This window comes from Streptomyces sp. G7(2002) (assembly GCF_028870195.1).
Lineage (GTDB): Bacteria > Actinomycetota > Actinomycetes > Streptomycetales > Streptomycetaceae > Streptomyces > Streptomyces nigrescens.
Map to the genome: position 1 here is coordinate 9,314,717 of NZ_CP102609.1, position 14,692 is coordinate 9,329,408.

Here is a 14,692-nt window from a genome sequence, read left to right on the forward strand (position 1 = left end):
TTCCCCCGTGTGATCGTGCGGGACTCGCGGATTCGCTTTCCCGCCGCGAGACCAGCCTGGCCGGATCCGCTGGCGTTTGGCTCACGCCCGGCTGATGTCCCGCTAACGCCCCGGCGCCCGGTTCGGCCTCGTCGGTACCGAGCGGGGTGTGGGCCCGCCTGCCTCGAACGGGGCCGATCTGCGGCATGCCGCTAGGGGGAGACACGCCCTAGCCGTCGGATGACGACTCTGCGGGTGCCGCGACCTCGGCATCGGCACGGTTGTAGTCCAGCGCCGCGTCGAGGTACTCGCCGATCGCGTCAGCTGCACGGCCACGAGTTCTACACCGCCGACCTCGCGTCCCCGTTTCTCCTGGACCTGCCGAGGATCGGCACCTTCACGCTGCCGGGTGCCAATGGCGTTGGACGTCCGAACTACCTGACCAGCGAGCAGGCCCTGCAGGTCGCTGAAGCGGCGGCCTCCGGTGCCACCGCTACGACGTTCCGGGATCAGCACGCCGTGCGGCTGCCGATCGAGGAGCGCAAGCGACGGGCCGCGCTGCTTCTGGAGTCGCTGGCCCACCTCAGCGGCGGAGCCAAGCAGGCGCTGCACTACGGCGACCGAGTCCCGTCGTTGATCGTGCTGGTCCCCTTCAAGGGGGGCGTCAACCCGCTCGCCCATGTGATCGACGGCGATGAGGAGACGGGCTTGCGGGTGCGCGGCGACGTGCTGCGCAAGGAACTGGCCGCGTGGGAGGGGGAGTGGGAGGCCCCGGTGCGTATCGGCTGGCGTCCCGGGTTCCGCGATGACTTGCGCGAGGACTTCGAGAAGGAGTGCGCGGAGGAACTCGCCGAGCAGACCGTCGTGATCGACCATTCGCGGGCGGTCCTGCGCGGGCTGGCGGCCGAGATGCGGTCCACGGCGCTGGACGCCTGGTTCGAGGATCCCGCCCGGTGACCGAGGTGTCGTGCGGCGAGCCGCTGCCCGCTTGGCGGCTTGAGTTCTACGCCCCCGTGGCGTCCTTCCGTGATCCGTTCTTCCCTGGCCTCACCCGGGGCCTTCCGGTGCCGCCGCCCTCGACGGTGCGGGGACTGCTCGCCGCTGCCACTGGCGCGCCCTGCGAGTCCCTGGCCTTCGGGATGACGGCCTGCTCCGAGGGCGAGGGCGTGGACGCCGAGACGTATCGCCCCATCGACGCCACCGGCCTGAACCCGGCTGTGTCCGGGCGGGTGCGTGCCGGGAAGGGCGGTATGACGCTCCGCAGCCGCCCCTTCCTGACGGGCGTGCACCTGACGGTGTGGCTGCCGGGTAGGGAGGGCGACCGTGTCGCGCGGGCGTTCCGGCGACCGCGCTGGGCACTGCGCCTGGGCCGGTCGCAGGATCTCGTCCATGTCGAAGCGCGTGCTCAGGTGGTGCTGGAGCCTGTCGAGGAGGCGATCGTGGGGCATGCGCTGGCGCCGGTCTCCGGTCACGACGTGCCGTCCGCGGTCGCCCACCGCATGGCGGCGTCCATCTCGACCGACCGGATGAGCACCCGCTGGAGCGACTACCTGTGGTGAGACCTGCCGGCCGGCCGCCATCGCGTGCGCGGCGCCTACCAGGACACCGGGTACGACGACGGAACGCGTCCGGACGGCGCACGGGGGAGGGCGCTGTGGCTGCTGGCTCCGTGACCGGTCCGGTCCCACGGCGAGGTTCTCTGGACGACATCCGGGCGAAATCCACGCCGGCCGAGGACCGGGAGCGGTTGACCACACACTCCCGCACCATTCATGCCGCGGTCGCCCAGATCGAGGACCGCATCCAAAACGCGGGAATCCTGGCCACCGAGCCCGCGTTCTGGTCCCGCGTCCGCAGGGCGGCCCTCCTCCACGACGCGGGCAAGATTGCCGAGGGATTTCAGCGTCAGGTCGAGCCGGGCGGCACTCCGTGGGGCGAACGGCACGAAGTGCTGTCCCTCGCGTACGTGGACCTGCTCGCGGGAGCGGGCGCCTGGAGTGACGAGGACCGGGTGATGGTGGCGACTCTGGTGGCCACCCACCATCGCCCCCTGCACGCCGCCTCCACCGGCGGCGGCAAGCCGGCCCTGGCCCTGCAGTACAACCAGAAGACCGCATGGGAGGAGGCGTTCGGCACCACCGCCGGGGCCACACCGGACCAGGCAGTGGTCCAGGTCCCGCGGTTCCTGCACCGGGACCTGCTGGAAGTGCTCCTGGACATCTGGAGGCACCCTGCCAAGCCGCACCAGGGGCTGCTCGCCGTCCTTGCGCAGGGCGCGCTCACCCTCGCCGACCACTCCGGTTCGGCGCACGAGAGCCTCCAGGCGCACATGCCGCTGCTGCCCGGCTACCTCGCCCGACTGCCGTATGAGCCCTACCCACATCAAAAGCAGGCAGCAGGCACCGGCGGCCATCTGGTGCTCGCGGCACCGACCGGCAGCGGTAAGACCGAAGCCGGGCTCGCCTGGGCCGCCGGGCAGCTGCGCACCATGCCCGGTCTGCCGCGGGTGGTGTGGACCCTGCCCTACCGCGCCTCGCTGAACGCGATCCGACGCCGCCTCGCCGACGACCTCGTCCCCGCCCCCGGCGAGAAGAAAGCCGACATCGGTCTGCTGCACGGCACGGTCGCCCAGACCCTGCTCACCGAAGCACTCGACGACGACTGCGCCGCCGGCACCTCGCACGCCGAGCCGACGGCCTCCCAGGCCCGCAAGGCCCGAGCGCAGGCCGGCGCGATGCGCCTGTTCACCCAGCGGCTGCGGGTGGCCACGCCCCACCAGCTCCTGAGCGGCGCCATCGCCGGACCGTCGTACTCCTCCGTCCTGCTCGAACAGGCCAACTCACTGTTCATCCTGGACGAGCTGCATGCCTACGAGCCCGAGACCTTCGGCCGGCTGTTGGCGGCAATGCGCCTGTGGGAACAGCTCGGTAGCCGGTTCGCCGTACTTTCCGCGACCCTCGCCGGTGTGATGACCCGCCTCATCCAAGAGAGCGTCGAACATCCGGTCACCGTGCATCGAGCGCCCCACGGCACCAGCCCCGTACGGCACCGACTGGTCCTCGACGAGACCCCCGTCACCGCGGCGGCGAGCATCGAGCGGCTGAGGTCCTGGCTGCGCGAGGGGCACAGCGTGCTCGTCGTGGTCAACACGGTGGCCGGTGCCCAGAGCCTGTTCGAGCAACTCGCCGACGACGCCCGCGCGGTGCTGCCCGGCGACCCGTATGCGGCCCTGCTCCTCCACTCGCGCTTCAAGAACGGCGACCGGGACGCCATCGAGAAGGTACTCCTCAAGCGTCACCCCGAGCGGCGGCCCGGCGAGAACCCACGGCGCGGCGGTCTCGTCGTCGCCACCCAGGCGGTGGAGGTCTCGCTCCAACTCGACTTCGACCGCGGCGCCGTCGAGAGCGCCCCCATCGAGGCCGTCGCACAGCGCGCCGGCCGCGTCAACCGGCGCGGACTCCACCCCGACGGGCCCGTCGGGTTCCGCGTCCACCGCACCGAGGGACACCTGCCGTACGAGGCCGGGGCGGTGGACGCCGCCTGGTCGGCCCTCACCACCCTTACCGACCAAGGCGCCACTGACCTCAGCGAGCAGGACATCGACCAACTACTCGACCACGCCTACGCGACAGAGTGGGGCAAAAGGTGGGAGGAAGAAGCCCGCCGCCACCGTGACGAGTTCACCACGCACTTCCTCACCTTCACCGACCCCTTCCACGACCGCAGCGAATTCGCGAGGGAACTGAGCGAGAAGTTCGACAGCGTGGAAGTCCTGCACCGCGACGACACCGACGAATACCGCAAGCTGACTCGCGGAAAGAACGGCGACTCCCTGCTCGCGGCCCGCCTCCTCATCCCCCTCCGATACCGCCAGCTCACCATGTACCAAACCGAATTCGACCGGAACCTGCAGATGCGCCTGATCGACGGCGAGTACGACAGCACACTCGGCCTGCGACCGCGGGCCGAGCGGGAGACCATCCTGTGAGCAGCCTCGACGACTTCTCGGCCGACGACGGCGCCGCGGTCGGCGGCGTCCACATCAAGTACCTCGTCCACTGCCCGAGACAGCTCTGGCTGTACGCACGCGGCTACCGGCCCGAGCACCGCAGTGACCGGGTGGCCTTCGGCGAAGTGGTAGCCGACACCACCTTCACCCGCCGACGCGACATCGACCTGGGCGAAGCGAAGATCGACTGGGTCACCACCGGTGCCGTTGTCCACGAGACGAAATCCTCACGCGCCCCCTCACCCGCACACGCAGCCCAGGTCCGCCACTACTGCCTGCTACTGGAGCGCCGGGGCATCACCGTACGAGGCGGCACCGTCCACTACCCACTGATCCGCCGCACCACCGATCGTCCCCTGGGACGACGACGCCCGCATGGCAGCCGAAGACGCCGAAACCCAAGCCCACAGCGTCGTCGCCGCGACCGAGTCGCTGCTTCGAGGTGACCTCGCGGATCGCATGAGGGTTGGTGAAGGTGTGTTACAAGGATCCGGCCGAGTCGATGCCGCCCTCCGAATTTGCGGCCTGCACCTACGTTACGGATTGGGTGGCCGCGAAACTGCGCTGGAGCCTGACCGCGGACGGGGCCGAGAAGACCAAGCTGAAGCAGGTTGCCGCCAGCTGCCCGAACGCCAAGGTGACCTGGAAGGGGGCGCGATGAGGCGTCAGCAGAGGCCACGCCCGTAGCCGAGTACCTCCGGTCCGCCCCGGACACCCGCAACTGCTCGCCCAACTCCGCGACAAACGCTGGGTCGTGGGCCCGCCCGGCAACCCGTACGCGGCCCTGACCGCCGCCCACCGCCCGCTAACATCCCGTCCGACCGGCTGCCGCCGCCCCGGACACGTCGAGCCGTGGACACGGCCGGGATGGCATGCGTGAGCCATGTCACTTGTCGGGGGTGCATAGCGGGGCAGGGGCCAGTGTCTTTATTGAGGGTGTAGGGGCGTGTTGAGGTGAGGGAGTGACGCTGATGGGGCAGTTGCGGGCCGATGAGTTCGACCGGTTCGTGGCGGCTCGGTGGTCGGCGTTGCTTCACCTGGCGCGGCTGTTCACCGGCGGAGACCGGCACCGGGCCGAGGATCTGCTGCAGGAAGCGCTTGTCAAACTGTGGTTTGCCTGGCCGAAGGTGGCCGATCAGGCGCCCGAGGCGTATGTCCGCAGGGTTCTGGCCCGTGCTGCGGCTCGCTCGGCACGGCGTCGCTGGTGGGGCGAGCACCCTGTGGACCAGCTGCCCGACCCGCCCGAGGTGGCAGATGAGACCGCTGCCGTGGACGAGCAGACCCGGTTGGAGGCCGTGTTGGCGTTGCTGCCGACGCGGCAGCGGGCTGCGGTGGTGCTGCGCTACTACCAGGACCTGCCCGAGCGGGATGTCGCGGAGGTGCTGGGCTGTCCGGTGGGTACCGCCCGTTCACTGACGACCCGCGGCGTTGCACGGCTGCGTCAGCTTCTGGCTGAGGCAGAGCCGGTGGAGTGAAGAGGGAGCTATGGATCACTTCGAACAGGAGCTGGCGCGGATGATGCGCGACAGCCACGAGGAAACGCTCTATGAGGACCGGCACCGAGACCGACTGCACGCCGGCGTTCGCGCACGCCGGAGGGCTCGAGCGGCCTGGACGGCCACCGGTTCCGTGCTGACCGTTGCCGGACTCGGAGTCGGACTGATGGTCCTGCCGAGCTCCTTCGCTCACGACGGCCCCACCGGCCCTCAGCACCGCCGCGGCACTCCTGCGGAGTCGGGCCCGACGCCGTCGAGGCCCCGCCCCGTGCCCACTGCCACGGCGCCGATGCCGACCTGCACGTCAACCGCCCGGCCGGTGCCGATGCCCTATCACCTCTCGACCGCCGCGCCTTCGATGCCCAGCCGTACATCACCCCTCAAGCCAGTTCCGATGCCGACCTGCACCTCAACTACCGGTCCGGTTCCGACGCCGACACAAACCTCGACCGCCAGGTAGCGCCCTGGCCGCGTTCAAGCGGTCCCGATGGGTGTGTACAGAAGCCCAGTTTCCGTAGACCTCGGTGAGAGGGAGACGGCGACTTCGTTTGCGCGCGTACCGCGCCCTGGGCAACCAAGTCGGCCACACGCCCCTGCCTCGGCTCCCGCCGAGCGGACGAGCTCCGCGCCGTACATCCGCTATGTATTCGTCGATCCTCAAGACCGTCGCCTCCCGGCCTTAACAGTGGCGGGAGGCGCAGGAGGTACCGTGCTCACCGCGTTCGCCCGCGCGTTCAAGACGCCCGATCTGCGCAAGAAGCTGCTGTTCACATTGGGCATCATCGTGCTCTACCGGATCGGAGTGCACATCCCGGTCCCAGGGGTGAAGTACGCGAACGTCGAGTTCTGCATGGAGCGGCCCCACGCCGACAGCGGGTTGTTCGGCCTGGTGAACATGTTCAGCGGTGGTGCGCTGCTGCAGGTCACGATCTTCGCGCTGGGGATCATGCCGTACATCACGGCGAGCATCATTCTCCAGCTGCTGACCGTGGTGATCCCGCGGCTGGAGGCCCTCAAGAAGGAGGGCCAGACCGGCCAGGCGAAGATCACCCAGTACACCCGCTATCTGACCGTGGCGCTCGCCGCCCTGGAGGGCACCGGTCTGGTGGCCGCCGCCCGCGGCGGTACGCTCTTCCCGGGCTGCACGCGCCAGATAGTGCCCAGCGGCTCGGTCTTCATCGCCATCACGATGGTGATCACGATGACCGCCGGTACCTGCCTGACCATGTGGCTCGGTGAGCTGGTCACCGGCCGAGGTATCGGCAACGGCATGTCGATCCTGATGTTCATTTCGATCGCCGCCCGCTTCCCGGGCGCGCTGTGGCAGGTCAAGCTCGAGGGCGAGCTCGCCGGCGGCTGGATCGAGTTCTTCGCCGTGATCCTGGTGGGCCTGGCGATGGTCGCCCTGGTGATCTTCGTCGAGCAGGCCCAGCGGCGCATTCCGGTGCAGTACGCGAAGCGCATGATCGGGCGCCGGTCCTACGGCGGTACGTCCACCTACATCCCGCTCAAGGTGAACCAGGCAGGCGTGATTCCCGTCATCTTCGCGTCCTCGCTGCTCTCCATCCCGGCGCTCATCGCACAGTTCAGCGGGTCGAAGGCGGCATGGGCGACTTGGCTCGCCACCACCTTCACCAAGGGAGACCACCCCGTTTACCTCGCCGCGTACGTCTTGTTGATCGTGTTCTTCGCCTTCTTCTACGTGGCCATCAGCTTCAACCCCGAAGAAGTCGCCGACAACATGAAGAAGCACGGTGGCTTCGTCCCGGGCATCCGGGCCGGTCGTCCGACGGCCGAGTACCTCAGCTACGTGCTCAACCGGATCACGTGGCCGGGCTCGCTGTACCTGGGGCTGATCGCGCTCGTACCAACAATGGAGTTGGTGCTTTTCAACGCGAACCAGAACTTCCCCTTCGGCGGGACAAGCATCCTCATCATCGTGAGTGTGGGCCTGGAGACCGTGAAGCAGATCGAGAGCCAGCTTCAGCAGCGCAACTACGAAGGGTTCCTCCGCTGATGCGAATCGTCCTCGTCGGACCCTGGGGGCCGGCAAGGGTACCCGGGCCGCGTACCTCGCCAAGAACCTCGCGCGATCCCAGAGGTTCATCCCCGCCCTGAAGAAGGTGCGCATCCGCCTGCCCGTCGGCAGTCCGCACACCCAGCCCGCTGCTGTGGCCGGAGCAATCCACATCCAGCCGACAGTGGTGTGCGCGGGAGGCAGACCGACCTCGGCCCGCATCAACGCAGCGCTGCTCGGGCGCCGCTGCCGGTTTCGATGCTCTGTCGCGGCTCCTACATACGGCGTCGCAGCTGTCCGGGCGGACGAGCGGGACGGCGTCGGCGTACAGCAGGAGGATCGGCAAGTGAGCTCAGGGAGCCAGGCGAGCCGTGTGAGCGTCCCAGCCTCCGATGAGACAAGGAGGGCGTGTGACCAACGAACCACAGCGTCAGGTCCGGCTACGGCTCGTGCGACGGAGGCCGGCCCCGGGCCGCGTCCGTGCGCGAATGCGCGACGAGATGCCCGGGCCGGAACCCGGGCCACAGCCGGAGCCGGAACCCGGGCCACAGCCGGAGCCGGAACCCAGTCCACAGCCGCAGCCGGAACCCGATTCGCAACCCGAGCCTGAGGCAACACGGGCTTCGAGGATCTGGCAGCGCCTAAGAAGCGCCCGGTGGTCGCACATCATCACGGTGGTTGGTACGGCGATCGCAGCAATCGCGGCGATCGGAGGTCTCTGGGCCCAGGCCGTAACCACGTACTGGAGTCAGCAGACTGCGAAGGACCAGCTCGAACAGTCCAAGGAAGAGGCCGCTCAAATAAGGAGCAGCCAGGCCAGCCGCATTACGTTTTGGCTCGCGCCGACCAAGGACGGCCTCCGACCACACATCGCTAACAGGTCCCCGGACGTCGTAACTTCGGTGTACCTCGTGCGCACCTACAACACGGGCAGGGTCGCCATCTATCTGGGGAGCCTGGCGCCGTGCAGTGAAACCGTCTTCATGCCCAAGAAGGGCGGCTTCGTCGGGGCCACCAGCGATACCACACTGTGGACCCGCGGCGGCAAGCCTGCCGCGCTGTTCTTCGTTGATCGTGTCGGAATCAGTTGGCGGAGGGACCCGACCGACCTCAACCAGCTGCCGACGCCAGGACCCCCGCAACGCTACGAGCTCATTGTTGGGCCAGACTCCTGGACCGAGACGAAGACCGCAACCCTGTGCAGCGACGCGTAGCCCTGGCTGACCGTCTGATCCGAAGGTCAATCAGGGCGCCATCGTTCTCGCCCCGCTCCCACAGGCCGCGAAGGCGCGGACAGTCGTCTTGATCATGATCTGTTGATAGCGCCGTAGCGTCGGTCGTCGCCGAACAGGGATGGTGGTCACTCGCGGGAGTACTAGGACTTGTCCGCCCGATCATGTTCGGGGCGGGTGACCGGACGTAGCCCGCGGACGGCGAGGACGATCAGCAGGCCAAAGGCTGCGAGGGCGGTGAGCATGCGCATGTTGTTGAACAACTCCCAGCGCCCCAGGATCTCTGCGTGCTCGGCCGGGGCTGAGGTAACCGCCCATCGCTTGATCTGTCCGTTGATCGGCACGTTGCCGAACCGGGTTATCAGGAAGGAAGCGAGGGTCAGCAGACTTGCCGCACCCGCGATCAGACGGGCGCGGCCGCCTGTCAGGACGGCGAGGGTCAGGGAACTGAGGAACGCCGTGCCCATCGCTGCCTGCATGGTGATGCCGTTCATCTTCATCAGTTCGGCATGGAACGACAGTCGCATGCCGAGCGGTACGGCATTGAAGGTGGGGACGAGATTGGCCGCGCCGTAGCCAAACGCGCCGGCGAGGAGGCCGGTGGAGAGCAGGGCGAGTCCGTGGACGATTTTGATGCGCATGTTCGTCGGCTCCAGTACGTTGGCTCTTGGGGCGTGTGGTCGGCTCTGGTAGGTGGCAGGGTGCCGGGGCTGCCACCAGCGCGGGGTTCGGCGGCATCTCCATGAATGCAAGGGTTGCGGGGTATCCGCCATAAGTCCAAGATCTTGATCTTCTGGCATCCAGAACCGTCTGTTATGGCCCTCGGTACCTGCGGTACTTGGGACTTGAACAGTCGTTCAGGTGACTGCTCCGTGGCGAGGTCGTTGATGTGGACGTGTGGCGGGGTGATCTGAGTGATACCGAGGGGGACCGGCTGCGGCCGTTTCTGCCGGTCAGTGACAGGCGTTGCGGCCGGTGGCGGGACCATCGACAGGTGATCGACGGAATTCTGCACCGGGTTGGGACCGGCGTGCAGTGGTGGGACCTGCCGGAACGGTTTGGGCCATGGAAGACGGTCTATGAACGCCATCGGCTGTGGTCGGCCGACAGGACCTGGGAGCGTCTACTTCAGCAGGTCCAGGCGGCAGAGGATGCGGCGGGCGAAATCGACTGGGACATCTCGGTTGACTCCACCATCGTGCGCGCACATCAGCACGCGGCGGGCGCTCGTACCGATCCGCCGCCGGCGCCCGCCTCAAAAGGAGCCGAAACGCCAGAACACCAGAACGAGGCGCCGTGGTCGGCCCTGCACGCCCGCCTGGCGGAGGTGGTGCGGGAAGTGAGGGCCTGGGTCGCTCGCGCGGCGGGTTCACCACCAAGCTCCATCTGAGCGCGGACGGCCGCTGCCGCCCGCTGTCCCTGGTGGTTACGCCAGGTCAGCGAGCGGACTGTACCCAGTTCACGCCGGTGTTGGAGAGGATCCGCGTTCCACGACTCCGGCCGGGCAGGCCCCGCGAGAAGCCTGACAGCGTTGCGGCGGACAAGGCCTACAGCAACGGACCCTGCCGCGACTATCTGAGGCGCCGGGGCATCCGACACGCCATCCCTGAGAAGACCAACAGCCAGGCCGCCCGCCTGCGCAAAGGTTCACGCGGCGGACGGCCACCCGGCTTCGAAGAAGAGCGGTACAAAAAACGCAACACCGTTGAACGAGCCATCAACCGGCTGAAGCAGAACGGGCCGTGGCCACTCGCTACGACAAGCGCTGCTATGTCTACCTCGGCACCGCTACCGTTGCCGCCCTCACCATCTGGCTCCGGACGTGATCGGCCGGACAACGCCTAGTCGTCAGCTCCCACGTTCCCCTCCCCGCCTACTACTCGGACCATCGCGTTGTCCGCTCTGTTGCCTCGCGACGACAGCGGAGTCACCGGCTGCGCATGCCTTACTCTCAACTGATTTCGAAGTTCAACGCTGTTGCGGCGACAACAGAACAAGCGTGACATCAGAATCACCTTGGCAGAGCGACCGTACGGATTCGGTAGCATGCCGGACCAGCTTTGTCGGTCCTTTACCGTCCGGGCATTCGTAAATCGTGACAGATGCGGCCTCGGGTGCCCAAAGGGGAGCGCCTTGCGGAGGAACGGAGGAAACACCAACACCCTTGACAGTTCCGCGCGTTGACCTTCAGGATCATGATCGCCCGGCCACCGGTGTGTGGCCGATCCGTTTCCTTTCTTCGGCATCCAGGGAGAAAGCGCGAACGGATCCCTCCGACTTCACCGCGAGAGTCGTTCATGGAGTTGAATTGCATCGCTTGCGGCCTTACGGGCCTTGATTGCCGCTGCGGGAAGCTGGGGTGTGGCTACCGCCGTAGCGAAATACGCCGTGGACGGGATCGGCCCATTCACTACCCTCTTCATCGAGGTCGGCACTGCTGCGGCCGCGCTGTGGATCACCATGCTGCGCGTACGTCCCCGCAGGACCGTACTGCTACGACACTACCTTTTTCTCGGATTGCTGGAGCCGGTGGTGGCTTACGGCGCGCTCGATCTCGGACTGCAGCGCACCGGTGCACCGGACTCGACGGCGTCCGCTGTGACATCGCGATGGTCCGGACCCTGGACGGTCACAGCCGGCTCGAGCTGGCTAAGTACCGCAGCCCCGCGGTGATCAGCGCTGGGCCGCGCAACCGGCCGCACAACATTCTGGGCACGCACCGTGTCATGTTCGCCGTCGACGACATCGAGGACACCGTTGCCCGCCTGAGCCCTCACGGCGCCGAACTCGTCGGTGAGATCGCCCGGTTCGAGGACAGCCATCTGCTCTGCTACGTCCGCGGCCCGGAGGGCATCATCGTCGGACTGACCGAGCAACTGCGCTGACGTTCTGGCCAGAAAAAGCGCTTCACTCCACGTCGGTGGAATCCGGATTGCGCGCGGATGCCGCACGTCGGCTCAGTCGATCTGGACTGCTGGTCAGCCCCTCAACTAGGTGACCTTCCCAGGGCGTCAGCAGTGGTGGGCAATTGCTACGGACATTTCCTTTTGTAGGACGGGGGCGGGCTTTGGGTGGCGGGTAGACGATCCTGCCCTTCTTGTTGGTCTCCACGACGGTGATGTCCTTGATCTTTTGCTCGGGGATCGTGAGCGGGTTGTGGCTGAGGATCACGAAGTCGGCGAGCTTGCCCACCTCGATGCTGCCCTTGGTGTCCTCTTCGAAGTACTGGCGGGCGGCGTTGATGGTGACGGACTTCACCGCGTCCAGGATCGACACGCACTGGTCCGGGCCCAGGACGCTTCCTGAGGTGCGGGTGACGCGGGTGACCTGGCTGGACAGGATGTCGATCGAGTTGGGCAGGGCGACGGGGGCGTCGTGGTGTGAGGTGTAGGCCATGCCGCGGTCCACCGCCCACCGGGCCGGCGAGATGTTGACAGCGCGTTCGGGGCCGAGCACGGTCTTGCGGTACCAGTCACCCCAGTAGTAGGTGTGCATGGAGAAGAACGACGGGATGATGCCGAGTTCCCGAAACGCCTCGACCTGGTCCTCGCGGGCGGTCTGGCAGTGGATGGCCGTCGTACGCCGGTCCTGTCCGGCTTCCTTGGTGGCCGCGCGCACGCACTGGAGGAGTTGGTCGATGGCGGCGTCGCCGTCACGTGCGCGATGACGTGCCAGTTGTTGGCGAAACCCGCCCGGACCTGGGCCAGGACGTCCTTATCCGGCAGGGTCGCATAGCCGCGGTAGTCCTCGTCCTGACCGTCGGGCGGGGTGAGGTAGGGCTCGGTGAGCCAGGCGGTGCGCCCCTGGGGTGAGCCATCCACCGAACGCCCCGCCGTCGTGCGCCCCGCACCACCTCACGCCTGGTCAGGCCAGACCTGCACAAGCCACCGCTCCACCCCGTGGACGACGCCGACATCCTCGGTCATCCGCTCCACCGCAGCTCGCCCGGCCGACCCCACTCGCACCCGCCAAAGCCCCCCGGCATCTCCCAGAAGCACGATGTCGTCCGCGCGTTCCATGCCCCACACAGCCAGCTGGCCTCCAGCCGTCTCGAGCACCGCCTCCTCCTGCTCCTCCCAGTCCGCCTCCGACCACGCAGCAGGGGGCTCATCCCACACCTCCACCGTGACCGCAGCGGTGTGCGTATGCCCGGCACTGTAGAAGTCGAGACGGCCCGGAAAAACGTTCAGATACTTCCCGAACTCGCTGCCGTCCGGGTAGGGCACGGAGAGCAATGCATCATCCGACTCCTGCAGCGCGAAGCTGTGGTACTCCACACCTACCTGCAACTCCTGCCTTCGCACTAACTGCACCACGTTGCCTCCCAGTTCGAACGGGTTTAGTGCGACCCTATTCAGGCCACCGGGGCGTCTCAGAAGGCATCCGCCCCGCGGCAGATGAACAACGACACGGAGGGGCAGTCGCGACTACACGAGGATGCCGATAACCGCGTCGGGCTCTACCGGAGCGTAATGCCGAGCAGACCAGCGAGACGAACACCGGGACCGCGCCTACCACCGTCTCGCCGTCGCGGTAGATCTCGTTGTCGTCGGGCAGTTGCCCGACCAGGTCGGGGCGGTTCGGGGCCATGTCTTCATGGCAGGGCCCCAGGACCTACCGCAGGTTTCGGTCGCCGCTCGGTCGCTCACGGGTCGCCGAGACCCGCCAGCTGGTCAGTCGGCCTGGTCGGGTGAGCCGGTGAGGTGGACCATCTTCTTGAGCTGGTGGCCGGTGGCGAGCCTGGGGGAGCGTTGGATCGCAACTGCGGCCGCGTCATCGTTGAGCTGCCCTCCGATGTGGGCTATGAGGTCGGCGCGGATGTGATGCAGCAGTGCTTCGGGGCCGCTGTCGGTCCATTGGGCGACGCGCTCGGCGAGCGGGTAGAACGAACCATCGGAGGAGCGGGCCTCGATGATCCCGTCGGTGTAGAGCAGGAGCGTGTCATCGCCCTCGAAGGTGAACGGGTCAACGGTCAGGCCGGTTCTGGGCAGATCGCACATGCCCAGCGGGGGCTCTGCGCGGCGGGGGTAGAGGGCGGTGACGTGATGATTGCGCAGCAACAGGGGCGGCGGGTGCCCGCAATTGATCATCTGAGCCAGAGGATCTTCGTCGGGGATGTCGAGCATCAGGACGGTGACGAACTGCTCGTACAGCTCGTCCGCCTCGGGGTGCGGGGCGTGCTCGGCCAGGTGCCGGCAGATGCTCTCCTCGAGAGCGGCAGCCAGGTCCGCGAGGGTGGCGGCCCGGTGGGCGGCGTCGCGGAAGGACCCCATGATCACCGAGGCGTCGCTGATGGCGGTCATTCCTTTGCCGCGGACGTCACCGATGAGCAGACGTGCGCCGTTGCCCGTCCGGGTCGCCGCGTACAGGTCCCCGCCGATCAGCGACTCGTCATCGGCTGCTCGGTAGGCCGAGGCGATCCGCAGCGGACCCATGCGATGGGGCAGCGGCGGCAGGACCACCCGTTGTGTGGCTTCGGACACCGACCGTACTTATTCCAGCTGGCGTCTGCGGCGCTCGCGCTGGCGGCTGAAGACCACGATGACGAGGGAGAGCAACGCGAGGGAGGCTATCTGTACCTGGTGGTTGGTCGAGAACAGCTCGTTCGGGTCGCGTAGGACCCCGATGAGCGCCTGGGCCACCACGGCGAGCGCGCCGACCAGTCCGGTCAGCCAGGGGCCGGCGAACCAGGGAGTGATGGCGGGGGCGACGATTAGGAGCGGCCCCAGATGGATGTCACCAGGGATCAGAACGTCCACGACCGTGATCACAACGATCAGCCCGAGCGGTATCGCCAAGAGCGCGTGACCCGTCTGCCACGGCTGCCACAGATCCGCAACGCGGCGCCGGAAGCCCATACCCCCACTCTGCACTGCCCACGGACAGGCCGCAGGCCGTATCCCGGCCCTCACATACAGACGTGCCGAGCCCGACGAGGCGGAGAAGCCGGACGCGCCTA

14 protein-coding genes and 2 pseudogenes are annotated in these 14,692 nt (G+C 67.6%); 11 read left to right on the forward strand and 5 right to left on the reverse strand.

The window, feature by feature from the left end:
- Nucleotides 1–219: 219 nt before the first annotated feature.
- The 8 genes from cas7i to NUT86_RS40205 all read left to right on the forward strand — a co-directional run bounded on the left by cas7i (nt 220) and on the right by NUT86_RS40205 (nt 8,715).
- Nucleotides 220–936: a type I-B CRISPR-associated protein Cas7/Cst2/DevR gene (cas7i, locus tag NUT86_RS40170; RefSeq protein WP_274740308.1), complete on the forward strand. Its 717-nt coding sequence runs from the start codon at nt 220–222 to the stop codon at nt 934–936.
- Nucleotides 933–1,538 (forward strand): CRISPR-associated protein Cas5, encoded by a 606-nt coding sequence (cas5, locus tag NUT86_RS40175; RefSeq protein ID WP_274740310.1) that lies wholly within the window; start codon nt 933–935, stop codon nt 1,536–1,538. The genes cas7i and cas5 overlap by 4 nt, the downstream gene beginning before the upstream one ends.
- A 95-nt stretch (nt 1,539–1,633) precedes the next feature.
- Nucleotides 1,634–3,967: a CRISPR-associated helicase Cas3' gene (gene cas3 / locus NUT86_RS40180; protein ID WP_274740311.1), complete on the forward strand. Its 2,334-nt coding sequence runs from the start codon at nt 1,634–1,636 to the stop codon at nt 3,965–3,967.
- Nucleotides 3,964–4,434, forward strand: coding sequence for a CRISPR-associated protein Cas4 (locus tag NUT86_RS40185; protein ID WP_274740313.1), 471 nt, complete (start codon nt 3,964–3,966; stop codon nt 4,432–4,434). Before cas3 ends, NUT86_RS40185 begins: the two co-directional genes overlap by 4 nt.
- Nucleotides 4,435–4,457: 23 nt before the next feature.
- Nucleotides 4,458–4,649: a hypothetical protein gene (locus NUT86_RS40190; RefSeq protein WP_229838731.1), complete on the forward strand. Its 192-nt coding sequence runs from the start codon at nt 4,458–4,460 to the stop codon at nt 4,647–4,649.
- 310 nt (nt 4,650–4,959) lie between these two features.
- Nucleotides 4,960–5,463: a SigE family RNA polymerase sigma factor gene (locus NUT86_RS40195; protein ID WP_018093718.1), complete on the forward strand. Its 504-nt coding sequence runs from the start codon at nt 4,960–4,962 to the stop codon at nt 5,461–5,463.
- A gap of 730 nt (nt 5,464–6,193) precedes the next feature.
- Complete coding sequence (gene secY / locus NUT86_RS40200; RefSeq protein ID WP_093648296.1) at nt 6,194–7,501, forward strand: preprotein translocase subunit SecY; 1,308 nt, start codon at nt 6,194–6,196, stop codon at nt 7,499–7,501.
- Nucleotides 7,502–8,412: 911 nt separating this feature from the next.
- Complete coding sequence (locus NUT86_RS40205) at nt 8,413–8,715, forward strand: hypothetical protein (RefSeq protein ID WP_274740316.1); 303 nt, start codon at nt 8,413–8,415, stop codon at nt 8,713–8,715.
- A 161-nt stretch (nt 8,716–8,876) separates the two neighbouring features.
- Here NUT86_RS40205 and NUT86_RS40210 read toward each other — a convergent pair whose 3' ends face one another.
- Nucleotides 8,877–9,374, reverse strand: a complete 498-nt coding sequence (locus tag NUT86_RS40210; RefSeq protein ID WP_018093730.1) for a DUF1772 domain-containing protein — start codon at nt 9,372–9,374, stop codon at nt 8,877–8,879.
- A 254-nt stretch (nt 9,375–9,628) separates the two neighbouring features.
- Between NUT86_RS40210 and NUT86_RS40215 the strand changes: the two are divergent.
- The 3 genes and pseudogenes from NUT86_RS40215 to NUT86_RS40220 form a co-directional block, all read left to right on the forward strand.
- Nucleotides 9,629–10,559: pseudogene (locus NUT86_RS40215) on the forward strand (IS5 family transposase).
- Between the two features lie 562 nt (nt 10,560–11,121).
- Nucleotides 11,122–11,406, forward strand: coding sequence for a hypothetical protein (locus NUT86_RS40800; RefSeq protein WP_446750852.1), 285 nt, complete (start codon nt 11,122–11,124; stop codon nt 11,404–11,406).
- Nucleotides 11,298–11,618: pseudogene (locus tag NUT86_RS40220) on the forward strand (VOC family protein); the annotation flags it as partial. The gene NUT86_RS40800 and the pseudogene NUT86_RS40220, both read left to right, overlap by 109 nt.
- 22 nt (nt 11,619–11,640) lie before the next feature.
- On the opposite strand, the gene NUT86_RS40225 reads toward NUT86_RS40220, so the two are convergent.
- The 4 genes from NUT86_RS40225 to NUT86_RS40550 all read right to left on the reverse strand — a co-directional run bounded on the left by NUT86_RS40225 (nt 11,641) and on the right by NUT86_RS40550 (nt 14,591).
- Nucleotides 11,641–12,351, reverse strand: a complete 711-nt coding sequence (locus tag NUT86_RS40225; protein WP_274740319.1) for an amidohydrolase family protein — start codon at nt 12,349–12,351, stop codon at nt 11,641–11,643.
- A 236-nt stretch (nt 12,352–12,587) separates the two neighbouring features.
- Nucleotides 12,588–13,010 carry a hypothetical protein gene (locus NUT86_RS40230; RefSeq protein ID WP_274740320.1) on the reverse strand — a complete coding sequence of 141 codons (423 nt, stop codon included), beginning with the start codon at nt 13,008–13,010 and terminating at the stop codon, nt 12,588–12,590.
- Nucleotides 13,011–13,406: 396 nt separating this feature from the next.
- Complete coding sequence (locus tag NUT86_RS40235; RefSeq protein ID WP_342456278.1) at nt 13,407–14,216, reverse strand: PP2C family protein-serine/threonine phosphatase; 810 nt, start codon at nt 14,214–14,216, stop codon at nt 13,407–13,409.
- Nucleotides 14,217–14,225: 9 nt separating this feature from the next.
- On the reverse strand, nt 14,226–14,591 hold the full coding sequence (locus tag NUT86_RS40550) for a hypothetical protein (RefSeq protein ID WP_342456279.1): 366 nt from the start codon (nt 14,589–14,591) through the stop codon (nt 14,226–14,228).
- Nucleotides 14,592–14,692 lie beyond the last annotated feature (101 nt).